A 15,324-nucleotide genomic window follows, 5' to 3' on the forward strand; every position below is an offset into this window, starting at 1 on the left:
CCAGTACCGGAGAAACAAAGTGGTAACGACAGGACGATTCCTTTGCCAATAAGGCTCAAAACGCAGAGAGCATATTATGCAATCTTGTGCTCTCTGCTTAAGCCTTATCACGCAATCTAGGCTGTATTACCTTTAAAAATTTGCTGATTATTGTGCTTAAAATCAGCTTTATTCACACACGTACTCAACAACGTTCAAACCAAAACCGCCCAATGCGTGGTAGCGCTTTGAACTTGAAGAGAGTAGACGCATGTCTTGAACACCTAAATCTTGCAGAATCTGAGAACCGACACCCACACGGCGAGACGTTCCTTGCTTCTTAGCCATCTTAGGTTGTTCATTCTTATCTTGCGCTTCAAAAGTCTTCACTTTATGAATCAGAGAGTCAGACGACTCTTCATTCCCAAGAATCACCAGAACGCCGCCTTCATCGCCGATGCGCTTCATCGCTTTATCTAGCGACCAGCTACGTTCTGTACCGCGGTCTGAGTGCAGCAAATCTGTAAACGTATCATGCAGGTGAACACGAACCAGCGGTGCTTCGCCCGTAATATCACCTTTTTGCATCGCGTAGTGGATTTGGTTATCAATCGTGTCACGGTAAGTCACAAGCTCAAAGTCGCCGAACTCAGTCGGTAGGTGACACTGCGCAACACGCTCAATCGTGGTTTCTGTGTTGTTGCGGTATTCGATAAGGTCAGCAATTGTGCCTAGCTTGATGTCATGCTTTTCAGCAAACACTTCAAGGTCTGGGCGACGAGCCATGGTGCCGTCGTCATTTAGAATCTCAACGATAACCGATGCAGGCTCACAACCCGCTAGGCGTGCTAAATCACAACCCGCTTCAGTGTGACCAGCACGAGTTAGAACACCGCCTTCTTGTGCTGTTAGCGGGAAGATGTGACCAGGTTGAACTAGGTCAGCGGCTTTTGCATCTTTCGCTACGGCAGCTTGCACTGTTACAGCACGATCTGATGCTGAAATACCGGTCGTTACGCCTTCTGCAGCTTCAATAGAAACAGTGAAGTTTGTGGTGTATTGCGCGTTGTTGTCTTGAACCATTGGCGCGAGGCCTAAACGGCTCGAGCGCTCTTTTGTTAGCGTCAGACAGATCAAACCACGACCAAACATCGCCATAAAGTTGATCGCTTCTGGCGTCACATGCTCTGCCGCCATGATCAGATCACCTTCGTTCTCGCGATCTTCATCGTCCATCAGGATAACCATCTTTCCTAGGCGAATGTCTTCAATAATTTCTTGAGGAGTACTAATTGGCATTATTTTATATCCTTTGAAATGGTTCTGCTTCCAAGAACCGACACTGTTTAAACCTGATTGGCATTGCTTAGCTTTAGAGCCCTTCACTTTGACGAACAAAGAGTGGTGAGTTAAGCAAAACCGTTTTGTTGTAAGAATTCCATTGTCAGACGAGACTCTGGCTTAGACTCTTCTTGTTGACCTTGCAGCAGTCGCTCCATATAACGAGCCAAAACGTCTACTTCGAGGTTTACCTTACGACCGACATTGAACTGGTCAATCGTGGTCTCTGAAGAGGTGTGAGGAACGATGGTCAGCTTGAATGCATTCTTACGTAAATCGTTCACAGTAAGGCTGATACCATCGACAGTGATCGAGCCTTTTTGAGCAACATACTTTGAGATTTCAGCCGGCATTTCTACCCAGAACTCGATCGCACGACCCACTTGGTTGCGCTCAACAATCTCGCCCACGCCATCAACGTGACCAGACACAATGTGTCCTCCAAAACGAGTGGTCGGTAGCATTGCTTTCTCAAGGTTCACTTTATCGCCAGCTTGGTAATCGATAAAGCCTGTCTTTTTCAGAGTTTCCAGCGATAAATCAGCGCTATAACTGTTGTCATCAAACTCCACAACAGTCAAACACACACCGTTGGTGGCAATGCTGTCGCCAAGTTGAACATCAGACATATCTAGCTTACCGACATTCACGGTTACCGTAATATCTTCACCGCGTGGTGTGATAGCACTTAGGGTGCCTACGGCTTCTACAATTCCTGTAAACATTTTAAAACTCTTGTTCTTTCTGCTTTTACATCAAGCAAGTTAAATTACTATAGATATAACAATCGCGGATTAGGATTTCCATACTGGTTGAGCGACAATGCGAATGTCTGGCCCCACCATACGTACATCTTTGATCGACAAATCGATCACATCATCCATTGAGCTCAGTCCCAAAGCACCCATTAAACCGCGGCCATCGCTGCCCATGAGTTTAGGTGCTAAGTATAAAATTAGCTCGTCAACCAGTTGGTTCTCAATAAAGCTCTTCGCCAATGTTGCCCCCGCCTCAACCCAAATATGGTCGATGTGATGGCTGGGAAGATCTTGAATCAGCTGTTTAATATCAAGCTGCCCTGCACGATCAAGAGCAACCAAAATATCAGCTTCAGACTCAGCCACACGCAACACTGGAGCCTCAGATTGATACAGCTTGAGGTCTTGGTTAACGCCTTGAAGCAGTTGAGCTTGTCGATCGAGAATCACGCGCGCAGGTTGGCGCAGTGAAGATTGAGGATAAAGAGCTTGAACCGCTTGTGGAAGCTCATCCCAACGCACGTTAAGTGAAGCGTTATCCTCAATTACAGTTTGACTGGTCGATAATACCGCGCCAGCTTTGGCACGATAGTGCTGCACATCACGACGCGCACAAGGTGACGTAATCCATTGACTTTGACCATTACTCAAAGCCGTTTGACCATCTAAGCTTGCCGCCATCTTCAATTGAACAAACGGCAACCCTGTTTGCATGCGTTTGATAAAGGCAGGGTTTAACGCTAATGCATCTTGCTCTAGCAGCCCAACTTGCACTTCAATACCGGCATCGCGCAGCATTTTGATACCACGACCCGCGACTTTAGGATTTGGGTCTTCCATGGCACAAATCACTTTTGCCACTTGAGCTTTGATTAACCCTTCAGCACATGGCGGCGTGCGACCGTAGTGAGAACACGGCTCTAGCGTGACATAAGCCGTCGCGCCTTTGGCTTTGTCGCCAGCCATTCTCATTGCATGAACCTCTGCGTGGGCTTCACCCGCTTTAGCATGGAAGCCTTCACCAACAATGTTGTCACCATGCGCAATTACACAGCCCACATTTGGGTTTGGTGCAGTGGTATAGATGCCGCGCTTAGCCAACTGCATAGCACGCGACATCATTTGAAAATCTAATGGAGAAAATTTTGACATGAGTTGAAGTTAGTCCTCTAGCTTGGCAATCTCTTCGCCAAACTCTCGGATGTCTTCAAAGCTGCGATAAACAGAGGCAAAACGAATGTAAGCCACCTTATCGAGCTCTTTGAGTTGGTCCATCACAAGGTTACCAATCATTTCGGTTGGCACTTCACGCTCACCAGTTGCTCGCAATTGAGACTTAATGGTGCTGATCGCAAGTTCAATAGCATCAGCACTCACTGGGCGTTTCTCTAATGCACGCTGCACCCCACCGACCATTTTGTCTTCGTTAAAGGGTTCACGGTTGCCATTCGACTTAATCACTTTTGGCATAACAAGCTCAGCCGATTCGAATGTCGTAAAACGCTCACTACATGCCAGGCATTGACGGCGACGACGAACCTGATGCCCGTCTGCGACTAGCCTTGAGTCGATTACTTTAGTGTCGTTCTCTGAACAAAAAGGACAATGCATATCACCTCCAAATAATTGATTGTCAGTGTAACGGAATTGCCAAACGTAGGGAAAGAAAAAGGGCCAATTAAGGCCCTTTTATGTGGTTATTCGTTGATTATTACTAACCAATCGTCACATTCATCCTAGCTACGAACTAGGTAGTTGGCTTTACCCACCCACTTGTAGCTAGTGAGCTCTTCTAGCCCCATAGGGCCACGAGCATGGAGCTTCTGTGTTGATACCGCAACTTCTGCGCCCAGACCAAACTGTGCGCCATCAGTAAAGCGAGTTGATGCGTTCACATAAACCGCCGCAGAACCTACCGAGTTAATAAAGCGCTCAGAGCTCTCTAGGCTGTTGGTCATGATCGCATCCGAATGGCTCGCATTGTGCACGCGCATGTGATCAATGGCCTGAGCAACATCCGCAACCACCTTTACACCTAAGGTGTAGCTTAGCCACTCAGTATCGAAATCATCTTCACCCGCATCACGCACGTCAGCGAAATCAGCAAGAAGTGCTTTAGCACTGGCATCAGCCACTAGCGTTACTTTACCCGCTAGACGAGTTTTGAGCTTGCCTAGGAACTCCTCAGCTACCGCTTCATGAACAAGCAAAGTATCTAATGAGTTACACGCAGATGGGCGCTGAACCTTCGAGTTTTCAACCACATTCACTGACTTTTCTAGGTCAGCAGATTCATCAACGAAGATATGGCTAATGCCGAAGCCACCGATGATTACTGGAATAGTACTGTTCTCTTTACACATCTTGTGTAGGCCAGCACCACCGCGTGGGATAATCATATCAACGTACTCATCAAGCTTAAGCAGCTGAGAAACAAGCTCACGGTCTAGCTTCTCAATGTACTGTACCGATGCCGCTGGTAGCTCTGCTTTCTCTAACGCAGACTGGATCACTTTAACCAGTTCCATGTTCGAGAAAAACGTCTCTTTACCGCCACGTAGAATGCTTGCATTACCCGTTTTCAAACACAGCGCTGCGATATCAATGGTCACGTTTGGACGCGCTTCATAGATAACACCTACAACGCCAAGTGGGACGCGACGACGAGAAAGCGACATACCATTTTCTAGTACTTTGCTGTCAATCTCACTGCCCACAGGGTCATTTAGGCTGATAACGTTGCGTACATCGTTAGCAATGCCCGTTAGACGCTCTTCGTTAAGAAGTAGGCGGTCAAGCAGCGCTTCTGTTAAACCAGCTTCGCGACCCAGTTCGATATCTTTTGCGTTCGCCTCAAGAATGGTCGCGGCGTTTGCTTCTAGTTCATCCGCAATAATCGATAACGCTTTGTTCTTCTGCGCTGTTGAAGCAGTCGCTAGGTGAAAGGCAGCCTCTTTTGCTGCGATACCCATGTTAGTTAAATCCACGTTTAACTCTCCCTTAATTCTGTCTGTCTATGTGAAATTCTGGGTACGCTATTTATTGAAATAGCCACCTTCTATCGGCAGCTATTCATCGGTATCTCATTTTCTGAGCAAGCGTACTAAGTTTAGCTCGTCTGTTACTCTTGGATCACAACCATGTCATCACGGTGAATAACCTCTGAGCCGTAGTCATAACCCAGAATTTCTCCAATATCTTTACTGTGTTTGCCCGCAATCTTCGCCAAGTCTTGACTTGAGTAGCTTGCGATACCACGCGCAACCACTTTACCTTTGTTATCTGTTACTTGAGTGACTTCGCCACGGGAAAACTCTCCGCGAACTTGAATCACGCCTTTAGCCAGCAAACTGCTGCCCTTGGTATTTACAGCATTGACTGCACCGTCATCGACTACGATGTCACCCGCCGATGCAGGACCAGCCAGAATCCAACGCTTGCGGTTTTCAAGCGCCTCTTCTAGCGGTAAGAAACGCGTGCCTTGTGGTTCTGCACTCAATGAGTCGAATACCACATTTTCTGCGCTGCCTGCTGCGATGATCACTTCAATACCTGCACGACGCGCAATATCTGCAGCTTGCAGTTTAGTCGCCATGCCACCTGTTCCTAGCGTAGTGCCACTGCCACCAGCAATCTTACGTAAGGTATCATCGATGGTCTTAACCTCTTTGATCAACTCAGCATTTGGGTCTTTGCGAGGATCAGCGGTAAATAGACCTTTTTGGTCAGTGAGAAGAAGAAGCTTATCCGCACCACACAAAATACCGACTAAAGCAGACAAGTTGTCGTTGTCACCAACCTTAATCTCGTTGGTCGCTACCGCATCATTCTCATTAACGATTGGAATAATGTCGTTCTCTACCAATGCATTGATTGTGTCACGTGCATTTAGGAAGCGTTCACGATCATCTAGGTCAGCGCGCGTTAACAGCATTTGGCCAATTTTGATGCCATAGATAGCGAACAAAGACTCCCAAACTTGAATCAACTGGCTCTGTCCTACTGCAGCAAGCAGCTGTTTGCTCGCCATTGAGTTGGGCAGTGCGGGGTAACCAAGGTGCTCACGTCCAGCCGCGATCGCGCCAGACGAAACCATAACCACAGAGTGGCCTTGCTTTTTAAGTTCTGCACACTGACGCACAAGCTCTACCATGTGAGCTCGGTCTAACGCTAATGTGCCACCAGTTAAGACACTGGTACCCAGTTTTACAACGACAGTTTTACGCTGTGTTGCTGTCCCGCTTTGATGATTAGTTGTCATGAAGTCTTTATATGAATAAAACAAATAAGAGGTGATGTTTTAACAATCAAAACGGGAATTCACAAGTAGAAAAGGTGCGAAATCGCACCTTTTTACCTTATAGAGAGGAGTAACCTTTAAAATTAGACAAATTCGACAGAAGCTGCGTCTAACTCAACCTCCAGTTCAAACTTTGTTTTCAGCTCGTCAGATAGCTTTTGATGAAACGCTTCTTGAGTACGAGTGACCTCAGAAACGGCTTTCTTAGGGAGTTCCAGCTCTTCCCATTCGCCTTCAACGTTATATTTACCAATGTTGTATTTCGCGATAAAGCCTTGTTCAGATTTTGCCAATTCTAGCCACCACCCCCAGAACTCGCGTTCTTCTGGTGACTTCTTATCGTTCACGCATACCGAAAGGCAATCGAAGATATAATGGCCGTCTTCAGATTGTGGCTCTCTCAAATATGGACCAATGGCCTTTAAAACATTTAGCAAACGATAATGAGTTGGTTGTTGTGTCACTTCTGACATATTGAATCTCCATTTTCAATGTTAAGAATGACGCTACTCAGACTGTAATACGTAGAAAACACGCAAATAGATTTTATAAATTTTCTCTGAGTATCAGGTACTTAATCTGTACACTTTTCATGCTTAACTAATTTAGGAGAAATGTCATCTAAATAATTCATCCTCAAGCCATTTTATCGCCAATTCGAGGGATTGCTCATAACCTTGTGTAATTGATTTGGACTTAATTTTCTTCGCCTTACCGTAATCACTGTAAATAGCAACCAGTTGATTATCAGATGGTGGGGAAACGGGATCGCCATCGAGCGCTAATGCCAAGATAGGCACACGCGTTTTACTATTTGCCAATAATCCCTGAACTTTCAGTGACCAAGCCATTAGTTGCCCCGATAAGCTATTGATATCAACCGCACCTTTACCCAAGCGAGAAGCCAGCACATCGAGATGCATCTTCGGCATCTGTTTCAGTTTATCCGCATGCACAAAAATATCGTGAATCGGTGCGCCAAGTGCCACACAAGCTTTGATCTTCTGCTGCTCTAAGAACGACAATCGAACCATGGCATTACCGCCGAAGCGGAAACCAAAAAGACCGACCTTATAATGGTCAACCCATGGAATATTAGGCAGTTCATTCAATACCGCTTGGTGCAGACATGAAGAGTCTTCCGTTAACGGCCAATGAGAGCTGTGACCAATTGACGGCATATCAACGGTAAGCATCGCAATGTTTTTCGGTGCAAGATAGTCACGGAACAGACGCCACATGTCAGTTTGCAAGCTATCTAGCCCGGCACTGACAATCACCACAGGCTGTGGCTTGTCGGTTTTAGAGAGGTGTAAATGCGCTTTGATCTTACGGTTCTGGTATGGAACTTCGATCTGCTTTACCACCAGCTTAGTGTGTTTGATCGCTTCCGCATACGCGGTATTCGCCAACACCTGAGCTTGAGTCGCCAGGTTGTCATTTTTCAAATGAGGGTAACCGGCAATACTGAAACAAAGTGACGCGGAAAACAGTTCCTCTGCCACCTCTTCACCACTTTTATCATTAGCGCGATTTTGGTGCTGCATACCGAGCTTGGTCCACTCATAGGCCCAGTTACCACTGCGGTACCCCATCACGGTATCCAACCAATCGTCTGTCGTACGAGAATGGGTCGATGATGCAATGCGCGATAACACTGCTTCTTGCTCTATCGGGTTTACCCCTTGCCAAACCCACTGCATGCGGCGCAGATTTCGGTACCACGCGCTGTCTTGCTGCTCATGTTTCTGTTCAAGAAGCTCAACAGAACTCGGCATATATTGCGTCAGCATGGAGGTCTCTTTCGCTTGCTTATGTTTAACGAATAGAGTTTCAGATAGGTTTTTACTGGTTTCTTCAGATAACGACATGGGGGATTCTCAGTCGAGGATAATGACTGTAATGATATAAAAAAAAATGACCCTATAAAGGGTCATTTCTCAAAAAACACAGATAATGCTTATTTTGACTTACGATTTACTGGCTCAATGTAACCTAGGCTTAGGTCCCACGGCTGTTCAATCCAAGTGTCTTGTGCAATATCAACGATGTAATCGTCTAGTAGTGCAGCACCTGAAGGCTTCGCACATACCGCGATAAGTTTCGCTTTAGGGTACATTTCACGCAGTTTACGTGCAGTGTCACCGCTGTCTACTAGGTCTTCAACGATTAGGAAACCTTCACCGTCACCCTCTGGCGCTTTAACGACAGTCATATCACGTTGGTGATCGTGGTCGTAGCTAGAAATACAAATTGTATCAACGTAGCGAATACCTAGCTCACGAGCCAAGATTGCGCCTGGTACTAAACCACCGCGACTTACTGCCCAGATACCCTTCCACTGTTCTGCTGGCATTTGCTTAGCAGCCAGTTCACGGCAGTAAGATTGCATGTTGTCCCATGTGATGATGAATTTGTTACTCATAGTAATTAAACCTAATAAATTGTCATGTTGTTAGAGGCCATATCCACATAGCCTCTGCAAGCGATTAAGCAAAGATGAACTTAAGGATAAAGATCGCAGACATTACCCAAACAGCAATAGAAACGTCGCGACCTTTGCCACTTAGCAGCTTAATTGCAGCGTAAGCGATGAAACCTAGAGAGATACCCTCTGCAATAGAGTACGTCAACGGCATAAGCAGACATGTTACCACGACTGGCGCTGCTTCTGTAAGATCACGCCAATCAATGCCAACCAAACCAGACATCATCAGAATTGCTACATAGAATAGCGCGCCCGACGTTGCGTAAGCTGGAATCATGCCCGCTAGAGGCGAGAAGAATAGAGCGAGAAGGAAAAGTACGCCCACGACAACAGCCGTTAGACCAGTACGACCACCTTCAGCAACACCAGAAACACTCTCTACGTAAGAAGTCGTGTTTGATGTACCTAGAAGCGCACCAATAGATGTTGCGGTTGAGTCAGCAAGCAGTGCTTTGTTCAAGCGAGGTAGTTTGCCATCTTCTTTAATTAGGTTTGCTTTTGTTGCAACGCCAACCAGCGTACCTGCAGTGTCGAATAGGTCAACGAATAGGAAAGCAAAAACAACAGAGATCATGCCGATTTCAAATACAGCAGAGAAATCAAGTTGCATGAAAGTTGGAGCTAGACTTGGTGGCGCAGAAACAATACCACCGTACTGCACATCACCAATCACAATCGCAATCGCTGTGATTGCAAGAATCGCAATCATTACCGCACCTTTCACACCACGGTGAACCAGTGCAACCGTCAGGAAGAAACCAAGTGCGCCTAGGATAGGACCAATCGCCGTCACGTCACCGAGTGATACTTTCGTTGCTGGGTTAGCAACAACGATACCTGCGTTGCTTAGAGCGATGAATGCAAGGAAAAGACCGATACCTGCAGAGATACCCACACGTAGAGACATTGGAATCGAGTTAATGATCCATTCACGAACTTTGAAAATGCTCAAGAAAATGAAGATAACGCCCGACACAAATACCGCAGCCAAAGCCACTTGCCACGTATAGCCCATGCCCATTACAACAGCGTAAGTAAAGAACGCGTTCAGACCCATGCCTGGTGCTTGAGCGATTGGGTAGTTAGCCACAAAGCCCATAATGAAACAGCCAATAGCCGCAGCTAGACAGGTTGCTACAAATACAGCGCCGTGATCCATACCTGCGTCAGCTAAGATCATTGGGTTTACAAAAATGATGTAAGCCATGGTAAGGAAGGTCGTTAGACCGGCGATGATTTCAGTGCGCACATTTGTGCCGTTTTCACTGAGTTTGAATAGCTTTTCGAACATTATCGAATCCTATAAGGGTAAAAAGTAAACGGTTGCGTAATCGATTGGCTCAGGATTATAAAGTCATCAAATAACAAATTCCAGATAGAATTAAGACTCTAACCAATATTTATAGAGGGAATGTATGAAACAGGGCGATTAAAGCGGTCAAAAACAAAATGATAAACAATTGAAAAACAAACACTTAAGATCATCTATAAAATGAAAAACAACTGATGTTTTTTTCTACCACCTAGAAAATTCATCGAGATGAGAAGGCAAAGACCGTACGATAAAAGTCATTAAAGCGCCTCTCTTTTCAACAGATCTGGTAATAAGGGAAATTCTGATCGGTTGTGGTGCAAAATTTAACCAGAAGAGTTTGCTCGAGAAAAGCGATGGGACAAACAACAGGCAAAAAAAACGCCACTCAAATTTGAGTGGCGGTAGAATCAGTCAACCAAGAGGGTTGTAAAGAAATTCCAATATATAGGGGTGAACAAACTGTTCAAGTCACACGCTCGGGTTACTTGTAACCAAAGCTAGTTGGGTATGCAAAGTTGCTAGTGTAAACAGAGCTGTTAAGCCAGAACGTTGCAGATGGTAAACCTTTCATAACTATCACCTTAAATAAATCAATTAAAAACAATTTTGATTTCTCGGTTCCTTGGAGGCGATAAACGGACTCATCCTTTGAGCATTTACTCTTCGTCTCAGAAGTTGGTTATTAATATACCCCAAAGAAAAAAGATTACAAGTATTTTTTGCATTAGCTCACACTTTTCGCAAAAAAAGACCAAATAACAAACTTAAATTGTAATTAAATTACAAAACAGACCAATAAAAACGTTTGCACGACAAATTAGTAAGCAACTGAGCTCTTATTTTTGATCAGGGTGACAAATCTATTTTCAAACTTTGCAACAATTGCCCTCGACTACCGCTACTCGTTGCCCCACTCAAATGGTATGCTGTCGGCATCAAAACAGACCCATATTTCTAGATAATTGTCCTTTTTACAAAGCTACTTTTACCTAAAGATATGGTTATTAAATCAAAAAGGAGTCATCCGTGTCTGAATTCCATTCTGAGATCAGTAAATTATCCCCTACTCCACTTTGGCAGTTTTTCGATAAGATTTGCTCAATCCCACACCCATCAAAGCACGAAGAAGAGTTAGCTCAATACATTATTGCTTGGGCAACAGAGCAAGGCCTAGATGTACGTCGTGATCCAACAGGTAACGTATTCATCAAAAAGCCAGCAACACCGGGTATGGAAAACAAAAAAGGTGTGGTACTGCAAGCTCACATCGATATGGTTCCACAAAAGAATGAAGATACGGTTCACGACTTCACTAAAGACCCAATCCAACCGTACATCGACGGTGAGTGGGTTACTGCAAAAGGCACTACGCTTGGCGCAGACAACGGCATGGGCATGGCATCTTGCCTAGCGGTTCTAGCATCAAATGAAATTAAGCACGGCCCTATCGAAGTGCTACTTACTGTAGACGAAGAAGCCGGCATGACGGGTGCGTTTGGTCTTGAAGCGGGTTGGTTAGAGGGTGACATCCTTCTTAACACCGATTCAGAGCAAGAAGGCGAAGTTTACATGGGTTGTGCTGGCGGTATCGACGGTGCAATGACATTTGACGTTGCTCGTAACGCTATCCCAGAAGGTTTCGTAACTCGTAAGCTAACGCTTAAAGGCCTAAAAGGCGGTCACTCAGGTTGTGACATTCACACCGGTCGTGCAAACGCAAACAAACTGCTTGCGCGCTTCCTAGCGGGTCACGCGAAAGAGCTAGACCTACGTATCGTTGAATTCAAAGGCGGTAGCCTACGCAACGCGATTCCTCGTGAAGGTTTCGTAACGCTTGCTGTTCCAGCAGAAAACCAAGAGAAACTGGCTTCGCTATATAACTACTACACTGAGCTTCTTTCAACTGAGCTAGGTAAAGTAGAAGACAGCATTGTTACTTTCAACGAAGAAGCTTCTGTTGAAATGGGCGCTCTTGCAGCAGCAGACCAAGCTCGCTTCATCGCAGCACTTAACGCAGCGCCAAACGGCGTGATCCGTATGAGTGACGAAATTGAAGGCGTAGTTGAAACGTCGCTGAACGTTGGCGTTATCACAACGGAAGAGAACTCAATCACTGTGCTTTGCCTGATCCGTTCTCTTATCGATTCTGGCCGTAGCCAAGTTGAAAGCATGCTTCACTCAGTAGCAGAACTTGCTGGCGCGAGCATTGAATTCTCTGGCGCTTACCCAGGTTGGAAGCCAGATGCAGATTCTGAAATCATGCACATCTTCCGTGATATGTACGAAGGTATCTACGGTCACAAACCAAACATCATGGTTATCCATGCTGGCCTTGAATGTGGTCTATTCAAAGAACCTTACCCGAACATGGACATGGTTTCTTTCGGCCCAACAATCAAATTCCCGCACTCTCCAGATGAGAAAGTGAAGATTGATACCGTTGAGCTATTCTGGAACCAAATGGTTGCACTGCTTGAAGCAATCCCAGAAAAAGCTTAATTCGCGTTTTTCGTAGAAATAAAAACAGGTACTCATTGAGTACCTGTTTTTTTAGATAACGATATTTCGATAAGGATCGTTAAGCACGCTCTGCTGCGTAAGCCGCTAGCTCATCGATTGATGTTTGAGCCACAATCTCACCATCAATAGAGTAAGTCACGATTTCGCCTTCACGTACACCAATCAAAGTCGCTTTGTCACCATTTTGGTATGTGATGCTCATTTGAATCGTGTTTTCATCCAACTGCATCATTTCACCACGTTCAATCACACGGTTTTGAGTCAGAGGTGCAATTGGCGCTTCAGTTAGAGATTTATCGAGCTGATGGTTGATGTCGATGTAAGTATCAGTTTTGCTGTCGAAGATATGCGGTGTACCAGTAATCGGGTTTTTGCCCGTCCAGAACTCAAGCGAGTTAAAGACCAAGTAGTCAGCAGCAACAGTTAAACCGTATACAGGTGCCAGCAGCATGTTAAGTCCACCACGCGCATAACGGTTATCTACAGCTTTAAGGTTAAACTGCATTAGGTAACCCGTAACCGCATTGCTGCCTACACAGCCAGAAAGAGCGACCGATGCCACTGCTAATGCTACGATCTTTGTGATTGTTTTCTTCATAACGATCTCAGTTGATTAATTTACTCACCAAAAAAAGGCGCTGGATAGTACCAATCCCAACTCTTAGAAATATCAGCGTAAAATCAACAAATTGTCAGGATTAATACAGCAAACGAGCGCATTGATTAACTTTGAATCAACGTCGATTCCAATCACAAAGCCCACCAATTAAAAATTTTTATCGTCACCGTAAAGTGATTGATTCGTACTAAAAATCAACGATTGATACATTCCGATTTAACCCATTATCTATTCGTTGAGAACCCTAAATGGCAAGACTAAAACCTAATCAACCATTCGAACTTCTTGGTCAATCTGTACAACCAGGCCACAGAATGGAGATTGAGCTTCAAGCGGCTCAGCTGTATACCCACTCACCGCTATCGATCCCTATTGAGGTGATTCATGGTCGTCAGGCAGGACCAACGTTGATGGTAAACGCAGCGATTCATGGTGACGAACTCAATGGCGTAGAGATTGCACGTCAACTGACGAATGCTATCGAACCGAAAAAGCTAAAAGGTACCTTGATTGTTGTACCTATAGTTAACGTGTTTGGCTTTATTCATAAATCACGCTACCTTCCTGATCGCCGCGACCTAAACCGCTGCTTCCCAGGGAGTGAGAAAGGCTCACTGACATCGCGTATCGCACACACTTTCTTTGAGAATATTGCGACGCGTTGTGATTACATCTTGGATTTGCATACAGGTGCTATTCACCGCACTAACCTGCCTCAGATTCGCGCGAACTTGTCGAACCCTGAGACATTAAGAATTGCTAACGCATTCGCAACCCCAGTGATCATCGACTCGCCACTGCGTGACGGCTCACTGCGCAGCGAAGCAGAAAAACTGGGAATTCCAGTACTCACGTACGAAGGAGGGGAAGCGCTACGCTTTGACCACCTTGCAATTCGTGCTGGTTACTTGGGCGTTCACCAAGTAATGAAAGCGATTGGTATGCTAAGACCAAACCGTAAGAAGCTACCAGAGCCTGTGATCAGTCGCTCCACCAGCTGGATCCGTGCAGAATCTGACGGCATCTTACGTAACATGGTAAGACTGGGCGAAAAGGTTGAAGCCGGACAAACTCTTGCGTACGTCAGTTCACCACTGGGTAATCAAGAGAGCCAAATCATCACTAAGAAAGGCGGTATTGTGATTGGTCAGCAAACGCTGCCATTGGTTAATGAAGGTGACGCCGTATTCCACATTGCTTACTTTAATCAAGATGATGAAGATGTAGAACAGTCAGTAGAAAACTACATTGAAGAAGTCGCGGAAGAAGATTGGTTGACGACGCTGAATAACTGATCGCTCACCGAGCGATAAACCAAACTCCACAAAAAAGGCCCCAGTCGCTTAATACGATTGAGGCCTTTTCTTTACCAGGCGAGTAAACTCAACCTCGTAGAATCTGAATCTTATTCAGCGTCAAGCTCAGCTGCTGCTGCGCGAGCTTTTGCACGTGCTTCACGCGCTTGCTCTGCTTTTAGCTCTTTAGCATGACGAAGTTCATCACGCTCTTTACGCTGCTCTGCTTTACGCTCGTTACGCTCAGCTTGGTTAGCAACGAAAGACGCTAGCTCTTTCTCTGCCCACTCTTGTGCTTGAGCTTCAGTTTCAAAACCCGTTTCACGCTTAGAAACGCGAGTTGAGCGAGATGTTACTTGACGAGTAATCTCTGCACACCAGCCATTGCGTTTTTCAGAAAGGCGGATATCAAATTTTTTGGTCTTAGACATGTTCTGTATTTCCTAAGGGAGATCATTAAGGGATCGGTCAACTTTGATAACTCCATCTATGTGAGCATCTTTTAACACCATCCCTTGGTAAGCGCGGTATTAGAGCACAAATCAGTAAACATTGCTGCAAATATTTGCAGCGGATCACACTCCAATCGAGCAAATCGTTTGCGACTCAATGTTCTCGATTTCATTCATCCTTGTTTACCCTTCGTTTAACAGACAACAAAGCGTTAATGATGAAATGAACTATGCTCAAACTTAGGCAAGTGAACCCA

At 45.4% G+C, this 15,324-nt stretch carries 14 protein-coding genes; 2 read left to right on the forward strand and 12 right to left on the reverse strand.

The annotated features are described in order from the left end of the window. Window positions 1-168: 168 nt before the first annotated feature. From ribBA to OCV50_RS11105, 10 genes are all read right to left on the reverse strand, one after another. Window positions 169-1,278, reverse strand: a complete 1,110-nt coding sequence (ribBA, locus tag OCV50_RS11060) for a bifunctional 3,4-dihydroxy-2-butanone-4-phosphate synthase/GTP cyclohydrolase II (protein WP_239841087.1) — start codon at window positions 1,276-1,278, stop codon at window positions 169-171. A gap of 110 nt (window positions 1,279-1,388) precedes the next feature. Continuing rightward, window positions 1,389-2,045 (reverse strand): riboflavin synthase, encoded by a 657-nt coding sequence (locus OCV50_RS11065; RefSeq protein ID WP_032551635.1) that lies wholly within the window; start codon window positions 2,043-2,045, stop codon window positions 1,389-1,391. Window positions 2,046-2,114: 69 nt separating this feature from the next. Further along, window positions 2,115-3,230, reverse strand: coding sequence for a bifunctional diaminohydroxyphosphoribosylaminopyrimidine deaminase/5-amino-6-(5-phosphoribosylamino)uracil reductase RibD (gene ribD, locus OCV50_RS11070; protein ID WP_261903062.1), 1,116 nt, complete (start codon window positions 3,228-3,230; stop codon window positions 2,115-2,117). A 9-nt stretch (window positions 3,231-3,239) separates the two neighbouring features. Continuing rightward, window positions 3,240-3,689, reverse strand: a complete 450-nt coding sequence (gene nrdR, locus OCV50_RS11075) for a transcriptional regulator NrdR (RefSeq protein ID WP_032551633.1) — start codon at window positions 3,687-3,689, stop codon at window positions 3,240-3,242. Between the two features lie 125 nt (window positions 3,690-3,814). Beyond that, complete coding sequence (locus tag OCV50_RS11080) at window positions 3,815-5,065, reverse strand: glutamate-5-semialdehyde dehydrogenase (protein WP_261903063.1); 1,251 nt, start codon at window positions 5,063-5,065, stop codon at window positions 3,815-3,817. Between the two features lie 134 nt (window positions 5,066-5,199). Next, entirely contained in the window at window positions 5,200-6,339 is a 1,140-nt protein-coding gene (gene proB, locus OCV50_RS11085) for a glutamate 5-kinase (protein ID WP_239841090.1), read from the reverse strand. A gap of 122 nt (window positions 6,340-6,461) precedes the next feature. Beyond that, window positions 6,462-6,851, reverse strand: coding sequence for a sigma factor-binding protein Crl (gene crl, locus OCV50_RS11090; RefSeq protein WP_261903064.1), 390 nt, complete (start codon window positions 6,849-6,851; stop codon window positions 6,462-6,464). 144 nt (window positions 6,852-6,995) lie between these two features. Beyond that, window positions 6,996-8,249, reverse strand: a complete 1,254-nt coding sequence (gene frsA / locus OCV50_RS11095; protein ID WP_239841092.1) for an esterase FrsA — start codon at window positions 8,247-8,249, stop codon at window positions 6,996-6,998. Between the two features lie 89 nt (window positions 8,250-8,338). Next, a complete protein-coding gene (locus OCV50_RS11100; protein WP_032551628.1) occupies window positions 8,339-8,803 on the reverse strand; it encodes a xanthine phosphoribosyltransferase in 465 nt (154 codons plus the stop codon). Window positions 8,804-8,867: 64 nt separating this feature from the next. Then, window positions 8,868-10,157: an NCS2 family permease gene (locus tag OCV50_RS11105; protein ID WP_239841093.1), complete on the reverse strand. Its 1,290-nt coding sequence runs from the start codon at window positions 10,155-10,157 to the stop codon at window positions 8,868-8,870. A 1,050-nt stretch (window positions 10,158-11,207) separates the two neighbouring features. On the opposite strand from OCV50_RS11105, the gene OCV50_RS11110 reads away from it, so the two are divergent. Then, window positions 11,208-12,680, forward strand: a complete 1,473-nt coding sequence (locus OCV50_RS11110) for an aminoacyl-histidine dipeptidase (protein ID WP_239841094.1) — start codon at window positions 11,208-11,210, stop codon at window positions 12,678-12,680. A 79-nt stretch (window positions 12,681-12,759) separates the two neighbouring features. On the opposite strand, the gene OCV50_RS11115 is transcribed toward OCV50_RS11110, so the two are convergent. Further along, a complete protein-coding gene (locus tag OCV50_RS11115) occupies window positions 12,760-13,299 on the reverse strand; it encodes a DUF3332 domain-containing protein (RefSeq protein ID WP_261903065.1) in 540 nt (179 codons plus the stop codon). A gap of 269 nt (window positions 13,300-13,568) precedes the next feature. Between OCV50_RS11115 and OCV50_RS11120 the strand changes: the two genes are divergently transcribed. Continuing rightward, window positions 13,569-14,615 carry a succinylglutamate desuccinylase/aspartoacylase family protein gene (locus tag OCV50_RS11120; RefSeq protein ID WP_261903066.1) on the forward strand — a complete coding sequence of 349 codons (1,047 nt, stop codon included), beginning with the start codon at window positions 13,569-13,571 and terminating at the stop codon, window positions 14,613-14,615. A 110-nt stretch (window positions 14,616-14,725) separates the two neighbouring features. Here the strand turns inward: OCV50_RS11120 and OCV50_RS11125 are convergent, their stop codons facing one another. Beyond that, a complete protein-coding gene (locus tag OCV50_RS11125) occupies window positions 14,726-15,046 on the reverse strand; it encodes a DUF3622 domain-containing protein (protein ID WP_150893636.1) in 321 nt (106 codons plus the stop codon). Window positions 15,047-15,324 lie beyond the last annotated feature (278 nt).

The organism is Vibrio fortis (genome assembly GCF_024347475.1).
In the GTDB taxonomy this organism is placed as follows: Bacteria; Pseudomonadota; Gammaproteobacteria; order Enterobacterales; family Vibrionaceae; genus Vibrio; species Vibrio fortis.